Here is a 23,644-nt window from a genome sequence, read left to right on the forward strand (position 1 = left end):
TTAAATATTGTGAAAAAAAAGATAATAAATAAAGAAAATATAAAATCTAAAATTTCTTTTTTTGCAAAACTTAGTAATTTTTTTAGAACCTATCGAAATCGTATTCTTACAAGCTTTATGTTAATTGCTTGTGGTGTATTATGAATGTTTATTGGGGCAGTTTATTTAGAACCAATTTTTGGTAATAAACCACAGTGATCAGCCTATACATTTATGATAATTAATACTTTAATTTTTATTGGTTGTTTATGAGAAATTATTAATTTAAAAAAAGAATCAAATTGATCAATTGTACTTAAAATTTCTATAATTTTAACAGGAGTCATACTTTTATGAGTTCCGCTTGGTAAAGAAACTTTTGGTCCATATATTTATAATCATTATTGATTTGAAACTTGAATGACTTTATTAACTTTATTATTTTTCATTTGTATTTTTATTTTAATTGCTTGACGAAGTAAAAATTTTCAATTAAGTGATGTTATTTTTATTTTTACTTGAATTATTTATTTAGTATTTGTTGTTAAAGCTGTTAATTTTTTAATGTTATCAGAAATTAAACTTTCAAAACTAGGATGACCAACATTATTGTTTTTATTCATTATTGTTATGTCTAATGATGTTGGTGCTTTTATTGGTGGTATAATTTATGGTAAAACAAAAATGGCACCAAGTATATCACCAAATAAAACTTGAGAAGGTGCTATTACTGGTTTAATAACAGCAGTTATTTTAAGTATGATAACAGTAACTGTTTTTTTAGAAACAAGTAATTATAATCCATTGCCTTTTTTAGAAGTTAATAGTAAAGCACCAATCTATATTGCTTATTTTGCTACTAGTTTTATTCTTTCAATCGTTAGTCAAATGGGTGATTTATTATTTTCTTATTTGAAACGTAATTATCATGTTAAGGATTTTTCAAATATTTTACCTGGACATGGAGGATTATTAGATCGTTTAGATTCATTTTCAACAGTAGTTATTTTTGGTTCTCTAATTACTCTAGCAGCTATTGCTTAATATATAAAATTTAAGGATGAAGTTATGTATATATTTTTAGCCATTTTAATTGGTTTATTTACAATATTATTTTTAATTACATTGCATGAATTTGCTCATTTTGTAATTGCTAAATTATCAGGAGCATATGTATATGAATTTGCTATTGGTATGGGACCAAAACTTTTGCAGTGAGGTAAAAAAGAAACACGTTATACTTTAAGACTATTACCATTGGGTGGTTATGTTTCTATTGCTTCAGAAATTGCTGATGCTCCTAAAGGACGAGAAGATGAAGTAATTGAAGGTAAACGAATGATGGAAAACTTGCAACGTGGTAAAAAAGCAGCTTTCATTAGTGCAGGTGCACTAATGAATTTATTATTAGCTTTTATTTTATTAATGATTGGATATGGAATTTATCCACATAAATATGATCCTAACTTGCCACCAACTTATGCAACAACAGGACCATTATATGAAGCAGTTAAAGAATATAATGAACATAATCCAACTTTTAAAATTTTAGATACTGATGCTATTACTAGTATTTATAATACTGGTGATATTGAATCTAAACAATCAATTAAATCATATTATGATTTAGAAGCATGATTAAGTAAATATAATAAAAAGACTACTAATGGTACAGTTATTGCTGATTACGAAATTACTTTTGATAATAAAAATGATAAAACTGTTACTTTTAAACCAGTAGAACAAAAAGGTGTACTATTCATTGGTGTTAGTCAAGGTAGTTATTATTTAAATGCAGGGCAAGTTATTAGTAATGGTATCATTGATACTTTTAAAGATAGTTACAGTCTTTTACAAGCATTAGGACAATTAGTTACTTTTCATTGACAAAATTTATCAGGACCTGTTGGTATTGTTAAATCAACTAATAGTTTTTTAAATCCTGATTTATCATCAACACAAGCAGCAAGTACATATTTTCGTTGAGCAGCATTATTATCATCTAATTTATTTTTATTAAATATGTTACCAATTCCGCCATTGGATGGTTATAAATTTGTTGAAAATGCAGTTGAAGCGGTAACAAGAAAAAAATTAAATGAAAAATATAAAATTATTGTCAGTATTGCTGGAGCTATATTATTTTTAGTTATCTTTATTGCTATTACTATTAAAGATATATTTTTTTAATCTTTACTTTATAATAAAATCTTATTATAAATAGGATAATAAATTTGAATGAAAAAGTTTTGAGTAATTTTCTTAATTATTTATATTTTAAAAAAATAAAATAGTTACTATTTTAAATGAACAATATTGTTCACTTTTTATTTTATTTTGAAATATACTTTATAAGTATAAAAACTAAAATTTATATCGATTATTTGCTCCTAAGAGAATTATTTTTTCTTCAACAAATTTCTGAATAGCTATCATTGCATTTTCTGTTAATGTATTAAGATTAGACAAATTAGAATTAGTTTGCAAACTTTTTTTTAGACTTTCAACGTAAATCTTTCTTAAATCACTACTAATATTAACTTTAGTAATACCAGCTTTAATTGCTAGAGTTAATTGTTCATCATTAATAGTAATATTATCATGTAATACTAAAAAAATTTCAGGCATTTTAATAGCAATTTCTTTAATTAGAGAAATTTTTAAATCTTGTCTATTATCTTGATGATGACTATTGATAGCAGTAAATACAAGACAATTAATATTAGTTTTATTTCTAAATAATATTGCTTGTTCAATTAAATTAATATCATTAGTAATATCTCCTTTTGTATTATTGTAAAAAATCTCTGATTCAACAATAATACCCAAAGGAGCAGCAAAATGAACAATATCTTTAGTTTTTTCAATATTTTCTTTAATTGGATAGTTACTGTAATTTAACATAACTGAACTAAAATCAGATGTAATTTTAGTTTTAATAAAGTGTGGATCAAGACAGTGGTCTAGTTGTAAAAAAATTGGTACTTTTGCACGATTAATAACATTATTAATAATAGCAAGTACATATTTTAAATCAATACAATTAATAGTGTTAGGTGTTATCATTAAACATATTGGTGCTTTTTGTTTTTCGGCTGCATTAGTAATTGCAATTAACATTTCTAAATTATCAAAGTTAAAACTTGGGATTGCGTATTTGTTAATTTGTGCATGTTTTAACATTGTTTTCAAGTTAATTTTCAATTACAATCACCTAACTTTTCTTTTTTTTAATTATATCAATAATATTGGGAGCGTACCGAAGATGTCGATAACTAAAAAGTTTTAAAAATAGCTCCTTTCTTTTTTAAATCCTTAAATTAAAAATAAATGACAAAAGATGAGAATAAAAATCTTGTCTTTTTTTGTAATTGTAAAATTTTAAAATTTTTAATAACCCTCTTTAACGCTATTATCAACACGTGTTAGGGAACTAAAAAAGTGAACTACAACACAGTTGTTAAAAATAGTAGCTAGCATGTGGACTTGCATGGATAAATAAAAAGTGGAGTGATACCTAATAAAATATACTAACCATTTAATGGTAATTCTTGGGGTGGGAGCGGATTGGAAACTAGTATATATAGACCTGCTTAGGGAACCTACTATATTAATTCTATTCTTTATTTAACCAACCTTGCCACTCACCAGTGAGCAAGTGTTGGTTTTATTTTTTATTTTTTTTGAAAAATTTTTGAGCCCAGAATTTCTGGAATGAATAAAACTAATAATAGTATTATTAATAATTTAAAAATCAAAATATATGTCCTTTATGCTAGAAGCAACAGGACATATTAGGAAAGGATTATTATGCAAATAGAATTTAAAAAAGAACAAATTGTTAAAGATAAACCACAATCTATTCTTATTGATTATGTTGAATATAAATTATCACTTCCAAAATGAATGATTAAAAATAATTCTTTTATTGTTGATAATAATTACACATATTGGGTTTTTAATTCTGAAAATATTAAAAGAGAATTAAATGGTGATGAATTAACAAAATTATTAGAACCATATATTTCTGAACAGAAAATAACTGTTAATAAACCAGAAACACCCAAAGAATATTATCTTAATGATATAAAACTTGAACCATTAACATTTTATGAACAGCATAATAGTTGATTTATTGGTGAAATAACTGATAGTAAAACAAAGATTACTAATCCTTGTTTTAAATATAATGTTACATGAGAAGAAAACAGAAAAGGTTTTAAACTAAATAATCCATATAACCATAATGATTTGTCAATTAATTATATAGTCACTTCTTATAAACATATTTTAACTCATAATGAAAAGATATTTTATTTATAAAGAAAAAAACTATGAATAATAAAAATAAAAAATGTGAATTAAGAGTTTGTATGGATAAAGTTTGAAAAGAATGTATTAATAATTCTACTAAAACTATTAAATATAAAAATTGACCAATACCTTATTTAATATGTGACAGTTGTTATAACAAAATACCTAAATACCTTAAACAAACAGCAAAAATAATTGAAAAGGATGATTTACATAATGGAAAAAAAGATTATTGAATATAAAGTAGGATTAATCAAACAAATTGATAGTTTACAAAAAAATAATTTAGTTTGTGGACATAAAGAGTTTATCGAAGAATGTAAATATTGCTGAAGTAATTGTGATTTAGAAATTATTAAAACAATTGTTAGAGGTTAATTTGATTAATGCAATATGACTTAATTATTGGAATTGACCCTGCTGGTATTGGTAGTAATGGAATTATTATATACTCAAATGAAACTAATAATATTGTTTTTAATGAAACATTTAAAACTAAAACAGTTTTAAAAAGCAAAAATCTATTTAAAGAATACTTTTTATTAATTAAAAAACATTTTGATAATAAAAAAATATTAGTTATTGTAGAAAATTTCTTTTTAAATTCAAAACAATTATTAACAAATCCATTAGCAACTCCTAAAATTATTGGTGCTTTAATAGTATTAGCAGAAGATGTTATGAATTGAGATTATTTAGAAAGTGAACCAAAAAATAAAAACAAAATAGAAAATTATAAAGGAAATATAAAATTAACAAAACATGAACAAGATGCATATAAGCATATTAAATATTATTTAAGGAATTATAAAAATGAAAGAGAAAGCCAATTATGTCAAATTAACAGTAAAACTGAGTAACACTATTGAAACAAAATATTACGAAAAAGGTAATAAAGAATTATATTATAGTGTTCGAGGTCAATGAAATGGATTAAACTATGTTACTTTAATTTTTAACAACCCAAAATTTTATAGACGCTGTATTTTATTAAACAAAAACGATGAAATTATTGTAACTGGTCAAATTTTTAACACTTTAAATATTCCTAAAAATCGTGCATTTTGTTCAATAAATGTTAAATGATTTAAAAAATGAAAAGAGTAAAAAATGATATTATGAAAAATTTTATTAATAGTACCAATATTAATAACAAGCATAACACTAATAATATTTTTAATATTTATTAGTAAAGAATTAAAAAATGAATATAAAGTATTAAAAATATTAAGTGAAATTGCTAATCAAATTGAAAATAAGGAGAAATAATATGAAATATGAAGATAAATGTTCTATGTACAATAAAGTAAAAGAAAACTTTTTATCCAATACCTGTAATAGTTGTTGATTAGAATCAGTTAATAAATGAAATAGAAGAAGTTGAAGAAATTTAGGAAACATTGATAATGAATAAAGAAAATATACCATGTTGTTTTAGTGAAGTTAATGAACTTGGTAAACATATAACAAATTGTAATAATTTACCAACAAAATTAGATAAAGATAATGTTCAAGTAAGATATTTTTGTGATAAACATATGATAAAAGTTGAAAATATAAGAAGAAAAATTGCCCAAAAATATATTAATGAATATAAAGAAAAATTAATTTTAGATATCGATGAAATTATAAATGATAAAAATCCACATAGAACTTATACAGAATATGTCTTTTCTTTAAAAGAAAGAATTGAAAATGGAGAATTTGATAATGATTAAATTAAAAGATTTATTTGGTGAAGATAAAATAGAAATATTTTCACCAAATCCCAAAGATTTAACAGATAGTAATGATATAAAAGCATTGATTTTATGAAAATATCCCAATGTTATTGCTAAATATTTAATTGTTTCTCAACCACATGCTAATACTGCAATTTTAGTTGGAGATAACTTTAATTATCAAGGTTGAATAGAAGTTTTTATTAAACAGAAAGTAGAAGAAAATGCCAAATGACATAACTGTACAATCAAGTAATTACAATTTATTAAAATTAATAAGAACTGGAGCAAGTCCATTATTTGGTATGATAGGAACTTCTGCATACTATGGTCAACTTATTGGTAATCCAATATTAGGTAGTATAAATGCTTTATTATTTTCTAAAAAATTAGGAATTGATATATGAAATTTAAATCAAATGCCAAATTTAAAAAGTAAACTATTAAATTCAAGTAAAAAAATAGCATTAGGATTAGGAACAATTGGTTTAGCAAATTATAGTAAATTTACTGAAACAATAAATCCTATCACCCCAACTACAACCACTACAGAAACTCCGCCATGACCAGCATTAACATTATCAGTAACTAATAATAATGTTAATGACCAATCTTTAATGGATTGAGATACTTATATATCTTTAAATTCATATGGTATTGCAAATTTGGTTGCTGGAATTACAGAATTAATACCAAGTAAATTTGAAACTATACGTAAAATAGCAAATATGGCAACTGGTGGTTGTTTGATTAGTAGTGGTGTTGCTATGGGTATTAATAATGATTTTATGAATGCTTATGCAGTTCCGACTATTATTGCTGGTGCATCTGAAATTATCCATAATTTACTACCAATGGAAACAACTAATCATGTTGAAGAAATGCAAGAAACAACATTTACTAGTGAAAATGCAAGATTAATTAATGATGTTGTAGATAGAATATCACCAGTATATAGACCAACTACATATTATGACAGTTTATAAAGGAGGTGAGTAATTTATGAATAAAGAAAAATTAATTGAATATTATAATCACGAAATAAAAATACATAAAGAAAGGATGGAACAATTAAATAAAGAAATTTCTTTATTAGTAACTATTATAAGTAATTATCAGTCAATGGTTGAAAGAATTAATGGTGGTCAATTTGACGAATAATTAAAAAATAAATAATTGAAAGGAAAATATTGAAATGAAAGAATTATTGCATGAATTAATCATTATTGGAACAAGTGTAGGAACATTAATTTGCAGAGAATTAATTGTTTGATTTAAACGATTTATTACAACTCCAAAACATGTTCGAGCAAATAATAAAGTAATAAAACATAAAAAAAAATTAGCAAAATTAAATGAAAAAATTAATAAATAAAGGTGTAATGTAAATGTTAGAAAATGAAACTAATGTTCAAGAAACAACTGAACCTTTAACTGAAAATAATGATTTGCAAAAAGAACAAGAAACTAAGATTGTTGAATTAGAAAATAAGTTAAATAAACTTAATGAAGAAATTAAAGAAAAAGAAATGCTTAATATATTTAAAAAATATCAAGTTAAAAAAGAATTTTATGATTTTTTAAAATTTAAAACAAGTAATATAGAAAATTCAAAAGTAGAAGACACTATTAAAAAAATGATTAAAGAACAACCAGTATTTAAAGAACCAATTAATACAGGTGGTAAACAAGAAACAATATTAACAAATCAATCGAATTCAATAAAAAGTAGTTTATTGGATTATAAAAAGAAAAATAATTTATAACAGAAAGGAAAATAAAAATGGCAATTAATATTCAAACAAACTTAAATAATACAGAAAAACTAGTTGAAGCACCAGAATTTATTGAATTTTTCAAACAATCAAATAGTCCATGAGCAAACTTTTTTCCTATTGAAATAGTTAATTCTACTAAAATAGAATTTATTATTAAAGTTCCGAAAGACCCATCAATTAAAGTTATTGCATGAAATGATAAAAGTCAAAGAATAGATGTAACTTATGCACAAACTGATACTATTCCAAAAATAATTGAAAAATTATATGTTGCTGGTGAAACTATTGCAGCAGTTGACTTAAATGCTGAAAATGGACAAAATTTATTAGAAAGTATGCAATATGAAGTCGCTAATGATTTAGCAGATAAATTAGCAACTGATGATATACAAGTAATTAGCGATAACGGAACTAAAGTAATAATTAGTGACACATCACCAACAGGACATATACAGGCAATGTTATCTGCTTGAAATACTTTATTTCAATTAAGAAATAGTGCAAATTGTCGTTTCTTTATTACAAATAATCTTTATGATACTATTGTTTATTTGGCTAATAATAAAGGTTTAATTACAGATAACCAAATTGCTCAACAACTAAGATTAAATGGTAATGATTTATATATAAAAGGTGTATTATGTCAAATTGTAATGGATGATTATATGACATTTACTGATAGTGAAAATAAAAAACAAATTATACCTTTTATTTTAGCAACACCAAGAGCAATGAAAAGATATATGTTACAACAAACAATTGTTTATGTTCAAGAAATTGCTGATGGCAAACTTGGTAGAGCATATAAAGTTGGTGGTGAAGTACTAGGTCAATCAATTCCTTATATGTCAAAAAAAGAAACAACATCACGTTGAATGCTATGTGGAATTATTACTAAAACAGATTTAAGTAGTAAACTTACAATTTTAACAACTGATATTACTGCTAATACGAATAGAAAAAATCAATTACTAGATACAGCAATAAAAAATGCAAGAGAAATTACTGGTTTGAATCCAGCATTAGATTTAGTACATGCAAATATTAAATATTTTAGTGATGCACAAGGCAAAACTGATGTAAGTAATCAAAATCAAAAAGCAGGAGATTTATATGTAATTATTACTGCAGATATTAATGATGCAAATTATCAAGGTTCAACAAATCCTATAAAAATAACTCTTAAATAATAAGGACATTAATTATGCCTATTGGTACAGCAAATACAGCCACACTCTTAAAAATAAATAAACCCAAACATACCAGAATTAGTCAACAACAAGAACATAAAAGTTTATGATGAGAAATTTTAGAAATGATTGGTGTACAAGTTATAGTAGTAGCACTTGCTCCTTTTACTGGTGGTTTAAGTGAAGATTTAGCACTTGGATTAGGTGCAAGTGATTTAATTGCTAGTATTAGTGCTGTTGGTGTAGAATTTTTAACTGATTTTACTATTAATCAAGTTTATGATTATTTAAAAGGAAATGTAACACCATTAAATACTTTTTTTAATATATTACCAGCATTTGCTGGACTTAATAAAATTAGTCGTGGTTATCGTACAACTAAATTTATTAAGTTAGCACAAAAAACTAAAACATTAGAACAAGTTGGTATTAAAGAAGCAAAAAACTTACAAGAAATTATTAGTCAAGTAAGTGGAAAAGAAATTTTAACAGATAAAATTATTGGTAATAAACGTTATTTAATGAAGTATAGTTTTACTCCTAATCGTGAAACAGTATTACGAGATTTAGGATATGTTGCTGAAAGACAATATAAGAATAATTTTCAAAAACTAGAAACAGAAAAATTAATGGAACACTTATTATTACAAAATACATTAATAAAATTAAGTCCACAATTAACTCCTAAATTTAAAATTAAAGATATTGAAAAAGCAAATAACTTTTTAAAAAAATTTAATACTGATTTAAAAGAAGTATTAAAAATGAATCAACATGATTGATTAAATTTAGTTCATACAATACATACAGAAAATAGATATGGAAAAACTTTAATTTTAGATTTACAAAAAATTCGTGCTAATGCTATTAAATTTAATTTTAAAAATAATGTTATTCATCAACTTGTTTTAAAAGCAAATCAAACTTTTAAATATTTTGATATTTGATTTTATTTAAAAAAAGGTTTAAATAAATTTTGAAAAGATACACCATATTTTGAAAAAATACGAGAAAGTATATATAAATTACAAGAAAAATTTGAAAAGTTAGAAAAACAAGTATTTGAAAAAATTCAGAAATTAAAAGAAAAAGCAACTGATTTATTTACTAGTGCAGAAAAAAGAGCAATTAAACACGCACAATTAATTCCATTAAATTCACCAGTATTTATGGGTTGTAAAATTCAACCTTTGTCATTAGATAAATGTGCAATTACTATTTATCATCGCAATCCTAAATATAACCCAATTACAGTTGTTGATAGTATTCTTAAAGCAAAAACTTTTGTTACTCAAATACATCCATTCCATTGATATCGTTGATATAGTGGTTGATACATTGGTTATGGAGTTAATCAAAATAAATGATTAAAAGCAATAGCATTTGCTCCACCAGTGGTGCAACAAGTAATTAGAGATAGTTTTAAAGTATATAGAGAAATATTTAGAACTATTAGAACTTATCATAAAGTAGTAAATGTTATTAATAATCCTATTGAAAATATTAACAAATCATTTAAAAATGTTGGTTTAAAATTTAGTGTTAATACTTTATTTGGTACTGGATTATTACATCATTTAGAAAAGTTTGCATATAGTCAAGTTGTAACAAAAAGTAAGAAAAAAATAAAATACAAAAAGAAATTGAACATATAACACATAAAAAAACAAAAAAACATACTCATCATTATAAACAAGCATTTTTTAAGGAATGATAAATTATGATTAATAAACTTTGAACTGATGTCAGTCTTGAAAATTATAATAACTGATATCCATTAACTGGAAAAATTACAGAAACTCCACAACAATATATACAAACATGATCAAATATTAATGATTGATTTATAACTTTTGCTATTCGCGCGCAAAATGATATTAATGCTTATCTTGATTTTATTTTATCTAAATTTCCTTTTGATAGTTTTAAAGATGAATTAATTAAAGAAACATTAAGAGATATGGTTTATGTTATGGTTGAACATTGAGTATTTAATCGTACACCAATTGAATTTAATGTTGATGCTACTATTCAATTTAATAATGGTAATCAATTTAGTGCAAATAGTACTCCTACAATTAATGTTTGAGATTTAGCACCTAGTAGAATGAAAATATGAGCAAGATTAACAGAATTAAAACAAATATTTTCAAGTTATAATAATGATGAAATAGATGTTGAAAAAATTGACTTAAAAGCATTTTATACTAGAAATCAAGTTGATGAATTAATTAAAGAACAAAAAGAATTTACATTATTAAAACAAATTAAATTATATGATGATTTAGTTGATGATAATGAAAATGAAATATATAGAGGTCCTATTAGTAAATTTGTTAATAAAGGTTATGTTGCAACTGGTTATGATAAAGAAACTGAAACAATGATTTTAGATTGACCAGATGAAATTGGAACATTACCACCAGAAGCATTACAAAATAATCCGCAAATTGGTGATTTTACTCATGCACCAACTTGTGATTTTTCTGCTAAACAACAAAAACGAATTACTACTAATGAAAATGAAATTACCAAATTAAATAGTGAATTAACTAAAACAAATGAAAACATTGATGATATCAAAAATAATTGATTTAATATTGAAACTAGTCCTTTATGAAAAAAAGTTGAAAATAATAATATAGAAATGTTGAAATGATATTTTATTAAAATCAGTTATCACTATTCAACAGAAAATAACTTTATGAAATTTTATAAAATAATTAAAATTTATTTAAATAATATTTTTCATGAATTTGAATTGTTAAATGTTGATTCCATGACTTATAAAGAACAAATACAAAATGAAAATATTTTAAATATTGGAACTATTTACTATGACAATAGAAATAAAAAATTTAGTGGTGGAGGTAATTCCTATCCTGAACGTGGAAAAATTAATTTAATTGGTGATATACAAGAAATATATCAATATCAAGGAATAGATACACCAACTGAATTTATAACAGAAGAAAGTACTGAACATGATTATTACACAAAACTAGAAACTAATAATTTATTAGATAAAAAGCAAAATATCAATGATGATGCTTTACAAAAAGTTTCTAAACAAATAGTTCCTGCAATTAATGAAATCAATAATAAAATTCCTAATTTATCTGATTATTATAAAAAAGAAGAAGTAGATAAAAAATTAGAAGATGTAAAATCACAATTTCCTATTGCATTTCAAATAAATGCTATTAGTGCAGAAATTCCTAATTTAGAAACTACTGATAAAACTATTGCCGGTGCTATTAATGAATTAAAAGAAAAAATAAAAGATAAAAAATTTTCAAATGATTATTTTAAATATAATACTGAAACAAATGAAATTGCATTAAATGATGAAGAAAATTCATTACTTTGTAAAGATTTATTAGAAAATAATGAATATAAATTATTAAAAACTCAAAATAAAAAATTATTACAAGCAATTAATGAAATATTAGAAAAACAACCACAACCCAGTCCAAGTGGTTCAAATTGAAAAGAAGTAGGTAAAGTCGTAGTAGATAAAAATAATATTACACATATAGAATATATATTTAAAGATAAAACACATTATAGAATATATTATAGTTTTGGTGATTATACTAGTAAAGAAAATAATAAAAATTATAGTTGACAAATAATTAATTTTTATTATCAATTAGATACAAATGTTTTAAAAAGTAGTTTATGAATATCAAATAATAATGTTAATGCGGATACTGAAATTAATATTTATAATAATAGAATAATGCGGGGTATGGGTAGAGATTATATTTTTAAAAAATTAGAAGAATTACAGGAATAATATTATGTTTTTTAAAATTATAAAAATTATTTTAGGTTTAATAGGAGTAATTTTATCATCAGCAACAGCAGGTTTAATTATATTTATTATTATAAAAATTGTATTAAAAATTAATCAAATATTTTAAAAAAAGGTGGTGAATATTATGTTAAGTCTATTTAAAAGAAAAGAAAAAAGTAATATTAGTGATAATCAAAATGAAAAAGTAAAATTTTTAACTAATAAAAATAAAAGTACTCATGCTTCAATTTTAAATTATTTTGGTTTTAATGATTTTAACCATGAAACTTATTTCACTGATTTTGTAGCAGAAAATAATGCTAATTTATATAATGCTCCATTAGATATTAATAATGAAACTATTAAACAATATTTAATTCAACAAGAATTTTACAGAAAAAATTGAAATTCAATTTTTAAATTAAGTAAATTAGGAATTAGTGCTTATTTAATTTATATTGCTAATGATGACTTATATTTTCAAGTAGTAGATATACAACAAAGAGTTTATGATATTACTGGTAAATTAATTGAATGTACTATTTTTTATGATAGTTATGAACAAAATGCACAAATGGTAAGATTATTTGAAGTTTATACATTAAATAATGAACAAATAACTATTAATCGTGCAATTTATAGTATTAGTGATAATAAAAAACAATTTCCATTAGATTTTAAATCATTCATTAATAACCCTAATTTAGCACAAGAACAAACACTAAATATTAACTATATACCAATAGCAATTATGAGAAATAAAGCAAATGAGCTAGCAGATTGTAATAAAGTAATGGATAAAATTAAAGCATTAGATGTTATTTATGAACAAATTGTTTTAGATACTATTTTAAACTCACCTAAATTTATATTTAGTCAAACTTATGGCAATGTTCAATCTTTAATAGAAGACGCAGTAAGAACATTAGTTACTAAAAATTACATATTTAAAAGCGGTGGAGATAATAATGAACAAAACGAAAATATCAATATGACAAATAGTAATTTTAAAGGTAAAAATTTAACTGATATATATGATTGAAATGTTAATGAAATATTTAAACGTTGTGGTATTCATATACCAAGTCAAAAGAAATCAGCACAACAATCAGTTCCCGAAAGTACAGCAGTAAATATTTCAACTATTAATTATATTGAACAAAAATTATGACAATTTAATATTGATATTCTTAAATTTATTCAAATATTAGTAAGTGTAGATAAAGATTTATTAAATAGTAAAACATTTAATATTAATGATGATCAAGAAATTAATAATTTAACAGTTAAATTAAAATTATTTAATCCCGAAAATAACCAATTAATAGGAGAGAACAATGGAAAACAACAACAAACCACAAACGAAATTTCCACAGAAACAAACTAAACTTAATCAAGCAGAAGTAGAAAATGATTATTTAATTGATAACATTCCTTATGACTTTACTAATATGATGCGTGCTACTAGTGACCCAGATATTAATAGAGCATATGATGAATTTAAAAAAAGAACGATATATATTTATGAAATTGAACGTTTATTTAAAAATAATGAAAATAATAGTTTAAAATTTTCAGCAAATACTATTAAAATAGGTTTTATTGATATTGATAAAGTATTAAAAACTACTGCTGTTGAAACATCTGATTTTACTATGCAATTAAATCAAAGAGCAAGTACTAATATTAATGATAATACAATTGAATATAGTATGACTGATATTAAAAATTTAATATTTCAAGAAATAAATTTATTAAATCAATTTAAGTTATGTGCAGTTAGTATAAATGAACCTTTAACTGAAAATAATATTGATAATTTATATATAATTAATAATTATTCACAACCTTATCAAAATCCAAAAACTAGAAGTACTAAAAGTATAACTATTATTAAAATTAAAGATTTTAAAACAAGAGATGGTTATCCAATCATTATTAAATTACAAAAACCATTAGATAAAGATACAAAAGTTACTGGTTTAAAAATTAAAGCCCCTAGAAGCATGATTTTTGGCAATATAAAGGTACTTGGTGAAGTTGACAATATGGAAGTATACCCAAAGTTATTTGTTAAAAATAAGATAGCATTTCCGCTGTTATCAATGCCTATTGAAACTCAACCAAAAGTTAGAATTTTACAACAATGATTTAGTGAGCAAATATTACCTTGAAATTTAGCAAAACAATTTATCGGACAAGAAAAATCAGTTTTAGATTTAATTAAAATTAGTAGTGGTTCTGTAACAAGAAGAGAAGTTATTAATAATGCAAGAATAAACTCATGCTTGATTAGGATATGAGTTTAGTAATGTTTTAGGTGGTAAATGACCATTAAAAAGTCAAAAAGAATTAAAGGATAAAGAAGTTTGAGATTTTGTAGGTGAAAGTCAATTTTATAGTTATATTGCAACTAATAATAAATTTAATGATATTGAAATTGAAATTAAAGATGCACCAACTATTGATAGCTTACAACAATTATTATTAGATATGCTAAGTTATACCTATAATTATAATCGTAATTTTGATGGCGCAGATTATGATGATAAAAATGAAATAGCAAAATTACGTGATAAATTCTCAGGTCAAAAACCTGATGAAGTTATTACTAATTTATTTAGAAAATGAGAACTTGATTATCCAAATTACATAAATTTGCAACAAGTTAAAATATTTAAACAAGTATTTATTATGTTATCAAAGTATATTTATTCAACATTATCAATAAATAAAGGTCTAAATGATGATAATAAAATTTTATTACCTTATTATTTTGAATTAAAATCAAATCCTATACATTCTAATAAGGATAATAGTTGAAAATATAAAGATGTAAAAGTAATACTAAAATCTGAATATTTTGATTTTACAGATATGAATAATATTAAATTAAAAAATAATGATATTAGTCAAAATGAATTATTTAAACTTGATGATAATCAATTTAATTGATTATCTATTACAAATGAATTAGAAAGCAATAATATTCCGTCATTAATTCCAGCAGATTGAACATTAGGAAATGGCGAATATGGAAAATACTTTACAAGAGTAATTATTAGTAACAATAAAATTGAGAATGCTTTAAATTTATATGGTTCAAATAAATCTCAATTATTTTCTAAATTAGAATTTTATGAAGAGATATTACAAATTGATAATAAAAATGAATTTGAATTGCAAATTAAAAATCCAATTAATAATTTAAATCGGATTGAAATTAGTGGAATATTTGGTGCTGGTAATTATTATTTAATTTTAATAACTGACAAACAAGAAATAAACTTAACTAATATTAATTTATTTGACAAATATAATGAAAATATTTCTTATATTAATTTAGAAATTTAAATGTTATTTATTAAAATAACCATATGGATAATTGCCATCTCATGGTATATCTATTCTTTCAATAGTATCTCCACCATTATAAAATTTTGTTTTTTTAGGATTATCAGCAAAGTATATTTTAAATTCACTTTTTATAGAAACTGAAATACCATGAATGTCAGACATTCATATTTTCTGAACACCCATTATAGGTTTTTTATATGAATTTAAATAATATTTAAGTCCACTAAGATTATGGGTAAGCACCTCCCATGATTAATCCTATTGTTCCAGTTGTAGCACCAGTTAGTGCTAATGCTAATGTTATTTTACTTAAATTTGCTTTTATTCATGTTTTCATATTAAATTACTCCTTTTTTCCTTGATTTTACTTATAAACTGTACTATTTTTGATTATTTTTACAAGTACGTTTTTAAACGCAAAATAACGCCTAAATAAAAGGCGTTTATTTTGTGATACCTATACTATTAATGATATTGTAGTTGTTTATTATATGGCAAATGTGAAGATGCTTTTTTTCACAGTAGCATTATTTTTACCCCTAATTACATTTTTATATGGATACAATGCATAAAATAATCCATCATACGGGTCTTGATACATATTTTTATCAGGAATGTTAGTTTTGGTTTGGTCATAACGTAATTCTTCTAAACATTGAGTAGTCTTTGGTAAATCATCTTTATTTGCATAAAAGTTTCCATAACTCATAATGTTTCTCATTCAAACTACTCTATTAGTTAATCCTGCTTCTTGATTTAAATTTGAAGCATGTTTAATAGCAGTTTGTGTGATTAAAATAGTATTATGTTCATCTATTAATTTTTGATTTAATCAATCAATGGCAGTTCGTGCTTTATCATCATAAAAATAAATTGCTTGTTCAAAATTTTCAAAATTATCAATTAATCCTAAAATTTCATTAACATAAGCATTAATTTTTTCATTTTCATTTATAAAATCATTTGGAGTAACTACTAATTCACAAATAATATAAGCATCATAATAACCAGTATTATTATATTCTTTAAAACCCACTACTATAAATACAGTATGGTCTTTATGACCAGTTGCTCAATCCACACCAACTGAATAAAAATCAAATTTATACATATCTTTTTTTGAATTATAAAATTCTTTTAAATCATATGGTTGTCAGCACTTTACAGTTTTTTGAAATGGGAAAATTGTTGCATCACTATCTAAAAATTCAAAACCATAAAAAACAGTATTAAATTCATCAGGATTACTTTTTTTCATTTCTAATAATGTTCTTTTTTGAATATCTGGTAATTTATTTCAAAATGGTTGAATAGTAAATCTTAAAACAAATAAACCTAAACCACTAAACATATCTTGATTTTCATAATAAATTTTGCCATTTTTTTTAAGATTTTCCATCACTTTATCATTTAATGGTAAAAATGGCGTACAGTATTTTAAATAAAATGGATGATATTTATCATAAGGATTACATGTAAAAGTAATAAAGAAACTTTTATAAAAATAGCTAGTAATTTTTTTTCCAAAATTAGGACTATATATATTTTTATCAATAAACGTTCAACTTCATTCTTTAATAGGTTCTTTTGATACTTTAATACGATTACTTCTAAACATAGAGTTTTGTAAACGTTCATATCGATATGTTAATTGCTTTTCTGTTAGTGTTTCTTTTTCTTCTGCCATAATAATTTCATCTGTTCTTGAACCTAAAAAACTTGAACCACCGGCTTCTTTTCCAAAAATCTTATTACCATTAGCATAACCAATAAAGTCAATTTGTTGATTATTAGGAAAAATAATACATCCACCATCCTTAGTTATTTTTCATTTAATACCATGTGGATTATTAGGTAATAAATTAATATTATATGTATCTAAATGATATGGCAGTTTTCAAAATATTTTACTTGGCAATTGAAAATATAACAAAAAAATGAACATTGCCTATTCAAAATTGAAATACAGCAATTGCTCATTTTATGATAAAATTTGAAGACAGAATTAATCTAAATTAGTAACTTTGTAAAACAAAGATACACAGATTATTAAAAAGCCTCCTTATTAAAGTAAAATTTAATAAGAATTTTTGAGTTATAAAAGTAAGTATTATTGTTGACTAATATTTTACAAGTGTTAAGATTAACATACAATTGCATATTGATTCTCGTCTAATCTTATAATTTAAAGACAAATTTGAATATTATTGACAACATCGGTACGCTCCCATAATATTTATCATGTAAGGAATATAAGATATGTTTTAAATTTTTACTTTTTTCTTTTCTTTTTAATTTTGCTTTTCTTTTTTTTATTAAGTTGACGTAATATTTTTTGATAAAAATCATATAAACGATGTTCAGAAGTTTGATAACGTTTGAACATTAAGTTATTAATTCAAATATAAAAATATTGTAAACTGAAAACTAAACCAAAAACAAAAACAACAGCACTAGCAGCGATTAATCATCCATATTCGCCATTTGAATAATCAAAGAAAAAATATGGATATCATGTATCTCTTGGTGGATGACCAGTTTCTATAAAATCTAAATAACGTAAATGACCTCTAATTAGAATAACAATACAATAAATTGCTGGATAAATAACAATTAATCATAAATATATTTTATGTTGTTGTTTCATATTAATATATTGATGACCTGACGTAACAATAAAACTAGTAATCATAATTATTGGCATTAATAAGTGTAAAATTAATGTTGTAATTCAATTATAAGCACTGTATTGTTTTGGATCTTGCTCAGCAGTGAAAATACCTATTCAAAATACTAACATCGTAATAGTAATATAAACAGTTACTGCTAATCGAGTTTGAAAACTTGGTTTAGTACCACGAAAATAAGAATCAAATAAATAAACACAAAAATAAATAACAACCATATAATTACTCTCAGTAGTAAAAAAAGCATAGTAGTTACTTACTCGTTCACCATATCCTAAATGTTCAAATTTTTCCATTGGATAATATATTGCACTAATTAAATCAATAATTAAAAATAAAATTATCATTATTAATGCAGATAAACGTATATAAAAGTTGGCTTTGTTACTTAATTTATACATAATAATCCCACATCTTTTCTTTTTTCTTTGTATTATAATTCTAACATTAATTGTGTATTTTCTTCTAAATGTTCTAATACTCCTAACTTATTTAATAGTTGATAATTAGTTTTAGTAATATTAGTTCGTAGTTGTAAATCATTTTTTGAAGTAATTGCTTGTTCACTCCTTGCTTTAACAATTGAATTAGCCACAATTTCACCCAATCCATCTAAAGTAATAAATGGTGGTAAAATTTGTTTTTCACCATTTATTACTTTAACTTGAAAAAGTTTAGCATCAGAATGTTCTAAACTAATATTGCTAAATTTAATATTTCTAGCATTCATTTCTAATGCCACTTCTAATAATGGGATTAAATCTTTTTCTTTAGTAGTAACTGTATTTTTTTGACCATCATTTTTTCTTAATCTGTTATTAATATCTTTTAATTTATTAGTAATAGCACCAATACCTTGTAACATAGTTTTAATATCAAAAATTTCGCATCTTGTTGTAAAATAAGTAGCATAATATTCATGTGGATAATAAACTTTAAATCAAGCTACTCTTCATGCCATTAATACATAAGCAGTAGCGTGTGCTTTAGGAAACATATATTTAATTTTTTTGCAAGATTGAATGTATCAATTAGGAACTTTCTTTTCTTGCATTAACTTTTCATATTCTTGTTTAATGCCTTTTCCTTTACGGACATCTTCCATAATATTAAAAGCAATTTTTGCTGGTAAGCCTTGATATACTAAATAAGTCATAATATCATCACGACAACCAATTACATCTTTTAGTTTTAAACCTTGTTGTGAAATTAATTCATCAGCATTATTTAATCAAACGTCAGTACCATGTGATAAACCAGATATTTGTACTAATTCAGAAAATGAAGTAGGTAATGTATCACTTAACATTTTACGAACAAAACCAGTACCAAATTCAGGGATACCAATTGCTCCTGTTTTTTCGCCAAGTAAATCATCACTAGTAATATTTAAGGAACTTAAATTAGAAAATAATGATAAAACTTTTTCATCTTGATTAGGAATTGTTTTTGGATCAATACCAGTTAAATTTTCTAACATTTTTAATGCTGTTGGATCAACATGACCTAGAATATCTAATTTTAATAAATTATCATGAATAGCATTAAAATCAAAGTGGGTAGTTTTTCATGTAGAACTAGTATCATCAGCTGGAAAATTAATTGGTGTAAAATCATTAATATTATATTCTTTTGGTACAACAATAATACCACCAGGATGTTGACCAGTTGTTCTTTTAATTCCAACACATCCTTGACTTAGTAACTCTAGTTTTGCTGCACGCATATCTGATTGACCAATTTTTTCTGCATAAGCTTTAACATAACCATAAGCTGTTTTATTGGCAATTGTTGAAATTGTTCCGGCACGAAAAACATTTTCTTCACCAAACATTTCTTTAGTAAAATCATGAGCTTTATTTTGATATTCACCAGAAAAGTTTAAATCAATATCAGGTGTTTTATCACCATCAAATCCTAAGAATGTTTCAAAAGGAATATCATGACCATCAGTAATTAAATCAATATTGCATTGTGAACACATTTTTTTTGGTAAATCATAACCACACTTATAAAAACCATTACTAATAAATTCACTAGTTTTACATTGTGGACATAAATAGTGTGGTTGTAGTGGGTTAACCTCAGTAATGTTAGCAAAAGTAGCTACTAAAGATGAACCAACTGAGCCACGACTACCAACAAGATAACCATCTTGTAAAGATTTTTCTACTAATTTGTGTGCAATTCAATAAACAACAGCAAAACCATGAGTAATAATTGCATCTAATTCACGAGTTAAACGTTTTTCTACATATGTTGGTAATGGATTACCGTAACGATTTCATGCTTGTTCATAACAAAGATTACGTAATTTAGTATCAACATTAATAATACTTGGTGTAAATAAGCCATCTTTGATTGGTTTAATCATTTCAAATTGTTTAGCTAATTGCAAAGGATTATTAATAACAATATCATTAATTAAATTAGGGTCATCTAAAAAATTAAATTCTGTTAACATTTGATTAGTAGTTCTTAAATGTTGATCAGGATATGATGTAACTTTACCTTTACGATCAAATAATGGGTGCAATAAACCACCAATTGCTTTGCTATTAATAATAACATCACGATATATTTTTTCATGGGGATGTAAATAGTGGGCATCGCTAGTAGCAATTACTAATTTATTTAATTTAAGGGCATTATTAATAATTTTTTTAATAGTATCATGTAATTGTTCTTTAGTAATATTTCCTAACTGTATTAAGTGTTTATAAACAGCAGGTGGTTGGATTTCAATAAAATCAAATCACTTCATTATTTTAATTAGTTCTTCTTCACTTTTATTTAATGCTGTTTCAAAAACAGCACCATTTATACAACTACTACCAATTAATAATTCTTTTCTATTTTCATTAATTGCTTCTGATATGATTTTTGGTGTTTTATAAAAATACTTTGTATGAGATAGTGAAACTAATTGATATAAATCTTTTAAACCTAATTGATTTTTTGCAAAAATAGTAATATGTTCACCACGAAGTTTATAATTAATTTGTTCATTAATTAAGTTATTAATTTCTTGTAAATTAATACAATTAAATTCTGTTTTTAATTGTTGTAACATTTTTAAAAATACTTGGGCTAATACATTAGCATCATAATCAGCACGGTGAGCAATTTCATCATCATATTTAATGCCATAAGTACGACAAATAGTACCTAATCGATAATATTTTAGTTGTGGTAGAATTGCTCTAGATAATTGCAAAGTATCAATGACAGGATTATTTAAAGGCATGAAACCCAATTGTTTCATTGCTGCTTGTAAAAAACCAAAGTCAAAGTTAGCATTATGAGCAACTATTGTTTTATTACCAATTATTTCAATAATTGTTGGCAATATTTGTTGTAATGTTTGTTTATCTTTTAGCATAACATTGGTAATACTAGTAAGTTCAGTAATATGTTCAGGTATGGGATTATTTGGTTTAATTAAAATTGTATCTTGTTTTAAAATCATATTGTCTTTAACAATTGTATAACCAAATTCAATAATTTCGTGATAATTGGTTGATAAACCAGTTGTTTCTAAGTCAAGAACAATGTATTCTAAATCTAATAATGATGTATTAATATTATTTTTAGTAATACTAATATTATCGGGGATTAAATCCATTTCAACACCATACATTACTTTTAAGTTTGGATGTTTTTTAGCAGCATTAGCAATATCTGGGTATGCTTGTACATTTAAGTGATCAGTAAAACCAATTGCTTGGTGTCCTCATTTAGCTACTTGATTGATATAATCACTTGCTGAAGTAATACCATCCATAGCACTCATTTTAGTATGAGTATGAAATTCAATTCTTTTAGTTTTAGCATCATCATTATTGTTAGCATTTTTATTATTTAAATCGATAATTAAATCATCAATTCATAGTACTTGTTCTTTACTATAATTATCATAACGACTATTAGCATTAATTTTTATTCAATCATCAACTTTAATATTATCAAATTTCTCATCTGGTTGATCGCTATTAATAAATGCTTTGCAAGTAATTGCATCGCTATAATCAGTAATTCAAAATGAATAAAATCATTTTTGAGTTTTGGTTAAAAATTTATTAATTTTAAAAACTTTACCACTAATAATAATATTGGGTTCGTCGCCAATGATATCTTTAATGCTATGAGTTGGGTCTGTTATTTCTAAATTAACTTTTGCTTTTTTGCGATAAGTAGTGGTACTAAAATTTTTACTTACATTATTTTTAGTAATTTTAGTTTTTAAATTGTTGGTAATTTTACTAATTTCTGTTTTAGATTCATTTTCATAACTAATAAATGGTTGCTCTGCTTTATTTATTTTAGTTTTTAATTGAATTTTTTTAAAACCATATTGTTGAAAGTAATTAATAAATTGTAAAAATTCATTAGTTATTAATTTCTCTTCAATACTATTATGAATAGTAATGGTAATAATATTATTTTTATAATTAATTGCTGAGTCGGGTAAAGAATAATAAATGCCAGCTAATAGTTGCAATTTATGAGTTTTAATATAATGAAAATATGTTAATACAGTTGATTCATCAGCAGTAAGAGAAACATTAAAATCGACACTAATATTCGAAACAGGTAATTTTTCAAAATGTTGTTCAAAACTTTTTAAAGTAGTAGTTGTTAGAAAATTAGGTAAATTGATGGTAATTATTACTTGTTGATTATGATGAAAATATTGTACTTTTTTAATAGTGGCATGATTAAATTCATTATTAACATCATTAAAATCCATTTCATGGAAAAGTTTTTGCAAATCTTGGTTCATATATTTTTCCCTCTCTTAATACTAAATAATTAACAA

The 23,644-nt window shown here is 23.6% G+C and carries 24 protein-coding genes and 1 pseudogene; 20 read left to right on the plus strand and 5 right to left on the minus strand.

Annotated elements, in window-relative coordinates:
- The first annotated feature begins 9 nt into the window (after nt 1-9).
- Both AACK94_RS03645 and AACK94_RS03650 read left to right on the plus strand, forming a co-directional pair.
- Nucleotides 10-1,023: a phosphatidate cytidylyltransferase gene (locus AACK94_RS03645; protein ID WP_338973363.1), complete on the plus strand. Its 1,014-nt coding sequence runs from the start codon at nt 10-12 to the stop codon at nt 1,021-1,023.
- Nucleotides 1,024-1,047: 24 nt separating this feature from the next.
- The gene (locus AACK94_RS03650; protein WP_338976268.1) at nt 1,048-2,169 is read left to right on the plus strand and encodes a site-2 protease family protein; all 1,122 of its coding nucleotides are present in this window, start codon (nt 1,048-1,050) and stop codon (nt 2,167-2,169) included.
- Between the two features lie 174 nt (nt 2,170-2,343).
- Here AACK94_RS03650 and AACK94_RS03655 read toward each other — a convergent pair whose 3' ends face one another.
- Nucleotides 2,344-3,183: a class II fructose-bisphosphate aldolase gene (locus AACK94_RS03655; protein WP_338976269.1), complete on the minus strand. Its 840-nt coding sequence runs from the start codon at nt 3,181-3,183 to the stop codon at nt 2,344-2,346.
- A 606-nt stretch (nt 3,184-3,789) separates the two neighbouring features.
- Here AACK94_RS03655 and AACK94_RS03660 point away from each other — a divergent pair.
- The 17 genes from AACK94_RS03660 to AACK94_RS03740 all read left to right on the plus strand — a co-directional run bounded on the left by AACK94_RS03660 (nt 3,790) and on the right by AACK94_RS03740 (nt 16,135).
- Nucleotides 3,790-4,302, plus strand: coding sequence for a hypothetical protein (locus AACK94_RS03660; protein ID WP_338975225.1), 513 nt, complete (start codon nt 3,790-3,792; stop codon nt 4,300-4,302).
- A 207-nt stretch (nt 4,303-4,509) separates the two neighbouring features.
- Nucleotides 4,510-4,671, plus strand: a complete 162-nt coding sequence (locus AACK94_RS03665) for a hypothetical protein (protein ID WP_338975224.1) — start codon at nt 4,510-4,512, stop codon at nt 4,669-4,671.
- A gap of 8 nt (nt 4,672-4,679) precedes the next feature.
- The gene (locus AACK94_RS03670; RefSeq protein WP_338975223.1) at nt 4,680-5,153 is read left to right on the plus strand and encodes a hypothetical protein; all 474 of its coding nucleotides are present in this window, start codon (nt 4,680-4,682) and stop codon (nt 5,151-5,153) included.
- Entirely contained in the window at nt 5,107-5,400 is a 294-nt protein-coding gene (locus tag AACK94_RS03675) for a hypothetical protein (protein ID WP_338975222.1), read from the plus strand. Before AACK94_RS03670 ends, AACK94_RS03675 begins: the two co-directional genes overlap by 47 nt.
- A gap of 3 nt (nt 5,401-5,403) precedes the next feature.
- Entirely contained in the window at nt 5,404-5,562 is a 159-nt protein-coding gene (locus AACK94_RS03680) for a hypothetical protein (RefSeq protein WP_174480528.1), read from the plus strand.
- 137 nt (nt 5,563-5,699) lie between these two features.
- Nucleotides 5,700-6,011 carry a hypothetical protein gene (locus tag AACK94_RS03685; RefSeq protein WP_338975561.1) on the plus strand — a complete coding sequence of 104 codons (312 nt, stop codon included), beginning with the start codon at nt 5,700-5,702 and terminating at the stop codon, nt 6,009-6,011.
- Nucleotides 6,004-6,270, plus strand: a complete 267-nt coding sequence (locus tag AACK94_RS03690; RefSeq protein ID WP_338975560.1) for a hypothetical protein — start codon at nt 6,004-6,006, stop codon at nt 6,268-6,270. Before AACK94_RS03685 ends, AACK94_RS03690 begins: the two co-directional genes overlap by 8 nt.
- Nucleotides 6,239-7,000, plus strand: a complete 762-nt coding sequence (locus AACK94_RS03695; protein WP_338975559.1) for a hypothetical protein — start codon at nt 6,239-6,241, stop codon at nt 6,998-7,000. The genes AACK94_RS03690 and AACK94_RS03695 overlap by 32 nt, the downstream gene beginning before the upstream one ends.
- Before the next feature lie 16 nt (nt 7,001-7,016).
- Nucleotides 7,017-7,175, plus strand: a complete 159-nt coding sequence (locus tag AACK94_RS03700; protein WP_174480523.1) for a hypothetical protein — start codon at nt 7,017-7,019, stop codon at nt 7,173-7,175.
- 34 nt (nt 7,176-7,209) lie between these two features.
- Complete coding sequence (locus AACK94_RS03705; protein WP_338975558.1) at nt 7,210-7,389, plus strand: hypothetical protein; 180 nt, start codon at nt 7,210-7,212, stop codon at nt 7,387-7,389.
- Between the two features lie 13 nt (nt 7,390-7,402).
- Nucleotides 7,403-7,780: a hypothetical protein gene (locus tag AACK94_RS03710; RefSeq protein ID WP_338975557.1), complete on the plus strand. Its 378-nt coding sequence runs from the start codon at nt 7,403-7,405 to the stop codon at nt 7,778-7,780.
- 17 nt (nt 7,781-7,797) lie between these two features.
- Nucleotides 7,798-8,982, plus strand: a complete 1,185-nt coding sequence (locus AACK94_RS03715; RefSeq protein ID WP_338975556.1) for a hypothetical protein — start codon at nt 7,798-7,800, stop codon at nt 8,980-8,982.
- Nucleotides 8,983-8,996: 14 nt separating this feature from the next.
- Entirely contained in the window at nt 8,997-10,637 is a 1,641-nt protein-coding gene (locus AACK94_RS03720; RefSeq protein ID WP_338976271.1) for a hypothetical protein, read from the plus strand.
- Nucleotides 10,638-10,702: 65 nt separating this feature from the next.
- Nucleotides 10,703-12,781 (plus strand): hypothetical protein, encoded by a 2,079-nt coding sequence (locus AACK94_RS03725; protein ID WP_338975590.1) that lies wholly within the window; start codon nt 10,703-10,705, stop codon nt 12,779-12,781.
- Nucleotides 12,782-12,926: 145 nt separating this feature from the next.
- Nucleotides 12,927-14,168 carry a hypothetical protein gene (locus tag AACK94_RS03730; RefSeq protein WP_338975553.1) on the plus strand — a complete coding sequence of 414 codons (1,242 nt, stop codon included), beginning with the start codon at nt 12,927-12,929 and terminating at the stop codon, nt 14,166-14,168.
- Nucleotides 14,119-15,090, plus strand: a complete 972-nt coding sequence (locus AACK94_RS03735) for a hypothetical protein (RefSeq protein ID WP_338976272.1) — start codon at nt 14,119-14,121, stop codon at nt 15,088-15,090. Before AACK94_RS03730 ends, AACK94_RS03735 begins: the two co-directional genes overlap by 50 nt.
- 184 nt (nt 15,091-15,274) lie before the next feature.
- The gene (locus AACK94_RS03740; RefSeq protein ID WP_338976273.1) at nt 15,275-16,135 is read left to right on the plus strand and encodes a hypothetical protein; all 861 of its coding nucleotides are present in this window, start codon (nt 15,275-15,277) and stop codon (nt 16,133-16,135) included.
- Between the two features lie 3 nt (nt 16,136-16,138).
- Here the strand turns inward: AACK94_RS03740 and AACK94_RS03745 are convergent, their stop codons facing one another.
- On the minus strand, nt 16,139-16,381 hold the full coding sequence (locus AACK94_RS03745; RefSeq protein ID WP_281749131.1) for a hypothetical protein: 243 nt from the start codon (nt 16,379-16,381) through the stop codon (nt 16,139-16,141).
- Nucleotides 16,382-16,625: 244 nt separating this feature from the next.
- Nucleotides 16,626-18,056 (minus strand): hypothetical protein, encoded by a 1,431-nt coding sequence (locus AACK94_RS03750; RefSeq protein WP_338976274.1) that lies wholly within the window; start codon nt 18,054-18,056, stop codon nt 16,626-16,628.
- Here AACK94_RS03750 and AACK94_RS03755 point away from each other — a divergent pair.
- Nucleotides 18,011-18,157: pseudogene (locus AACK94_RS03755) on the plus strand (IS256 family transposase); the annotation flags it as partial. The gene AACK94_RS03750 and the pseudogene AACK94_RS03755 sit on opposite strands and share 46 nt — an antisense overlap.
- A 253-nt stretch (nt 18,158-18,410) precedes the next feature.
- Here AACK94_RS03755 and AACK94_RS03760 read toward each other — a convergent pair.
- Complete coding sequence (locus AACK94_RS03760) at nt 18,411-19,226, minus strand: Pr6Pr family membrane protein (protein ID WP_338976275.1); 816 nt, start codon at nt 19,224-19,226, stop codon at nt 18,411-18,413.
- Between the two features lie 32 nt (nt 19,227-19,258).
- Complete coding sequence (locus AACK94_RS03765) at nt 19,259-23,608, minus strand: PolC-type DNA polymerase III (protein WP_338976276.1); 4,350 nt, start codon at nt 23,606-23,608, stop codon at nt 19,259-19,261.
- Nucleotides 23,609-23,644: the final 36 nt, after the last annotated feature.

Source organism: Spiroplasma endosymbiont of Monopis laevigella (assembly GCF_964019975.1).
Lineage (GTDB): Bacteria > Bacillota_I > Bacilli_A > Mycoplasmatales > VBWQ01 > Spiroplasma_E > Spiroplasma_E ixodetis_A.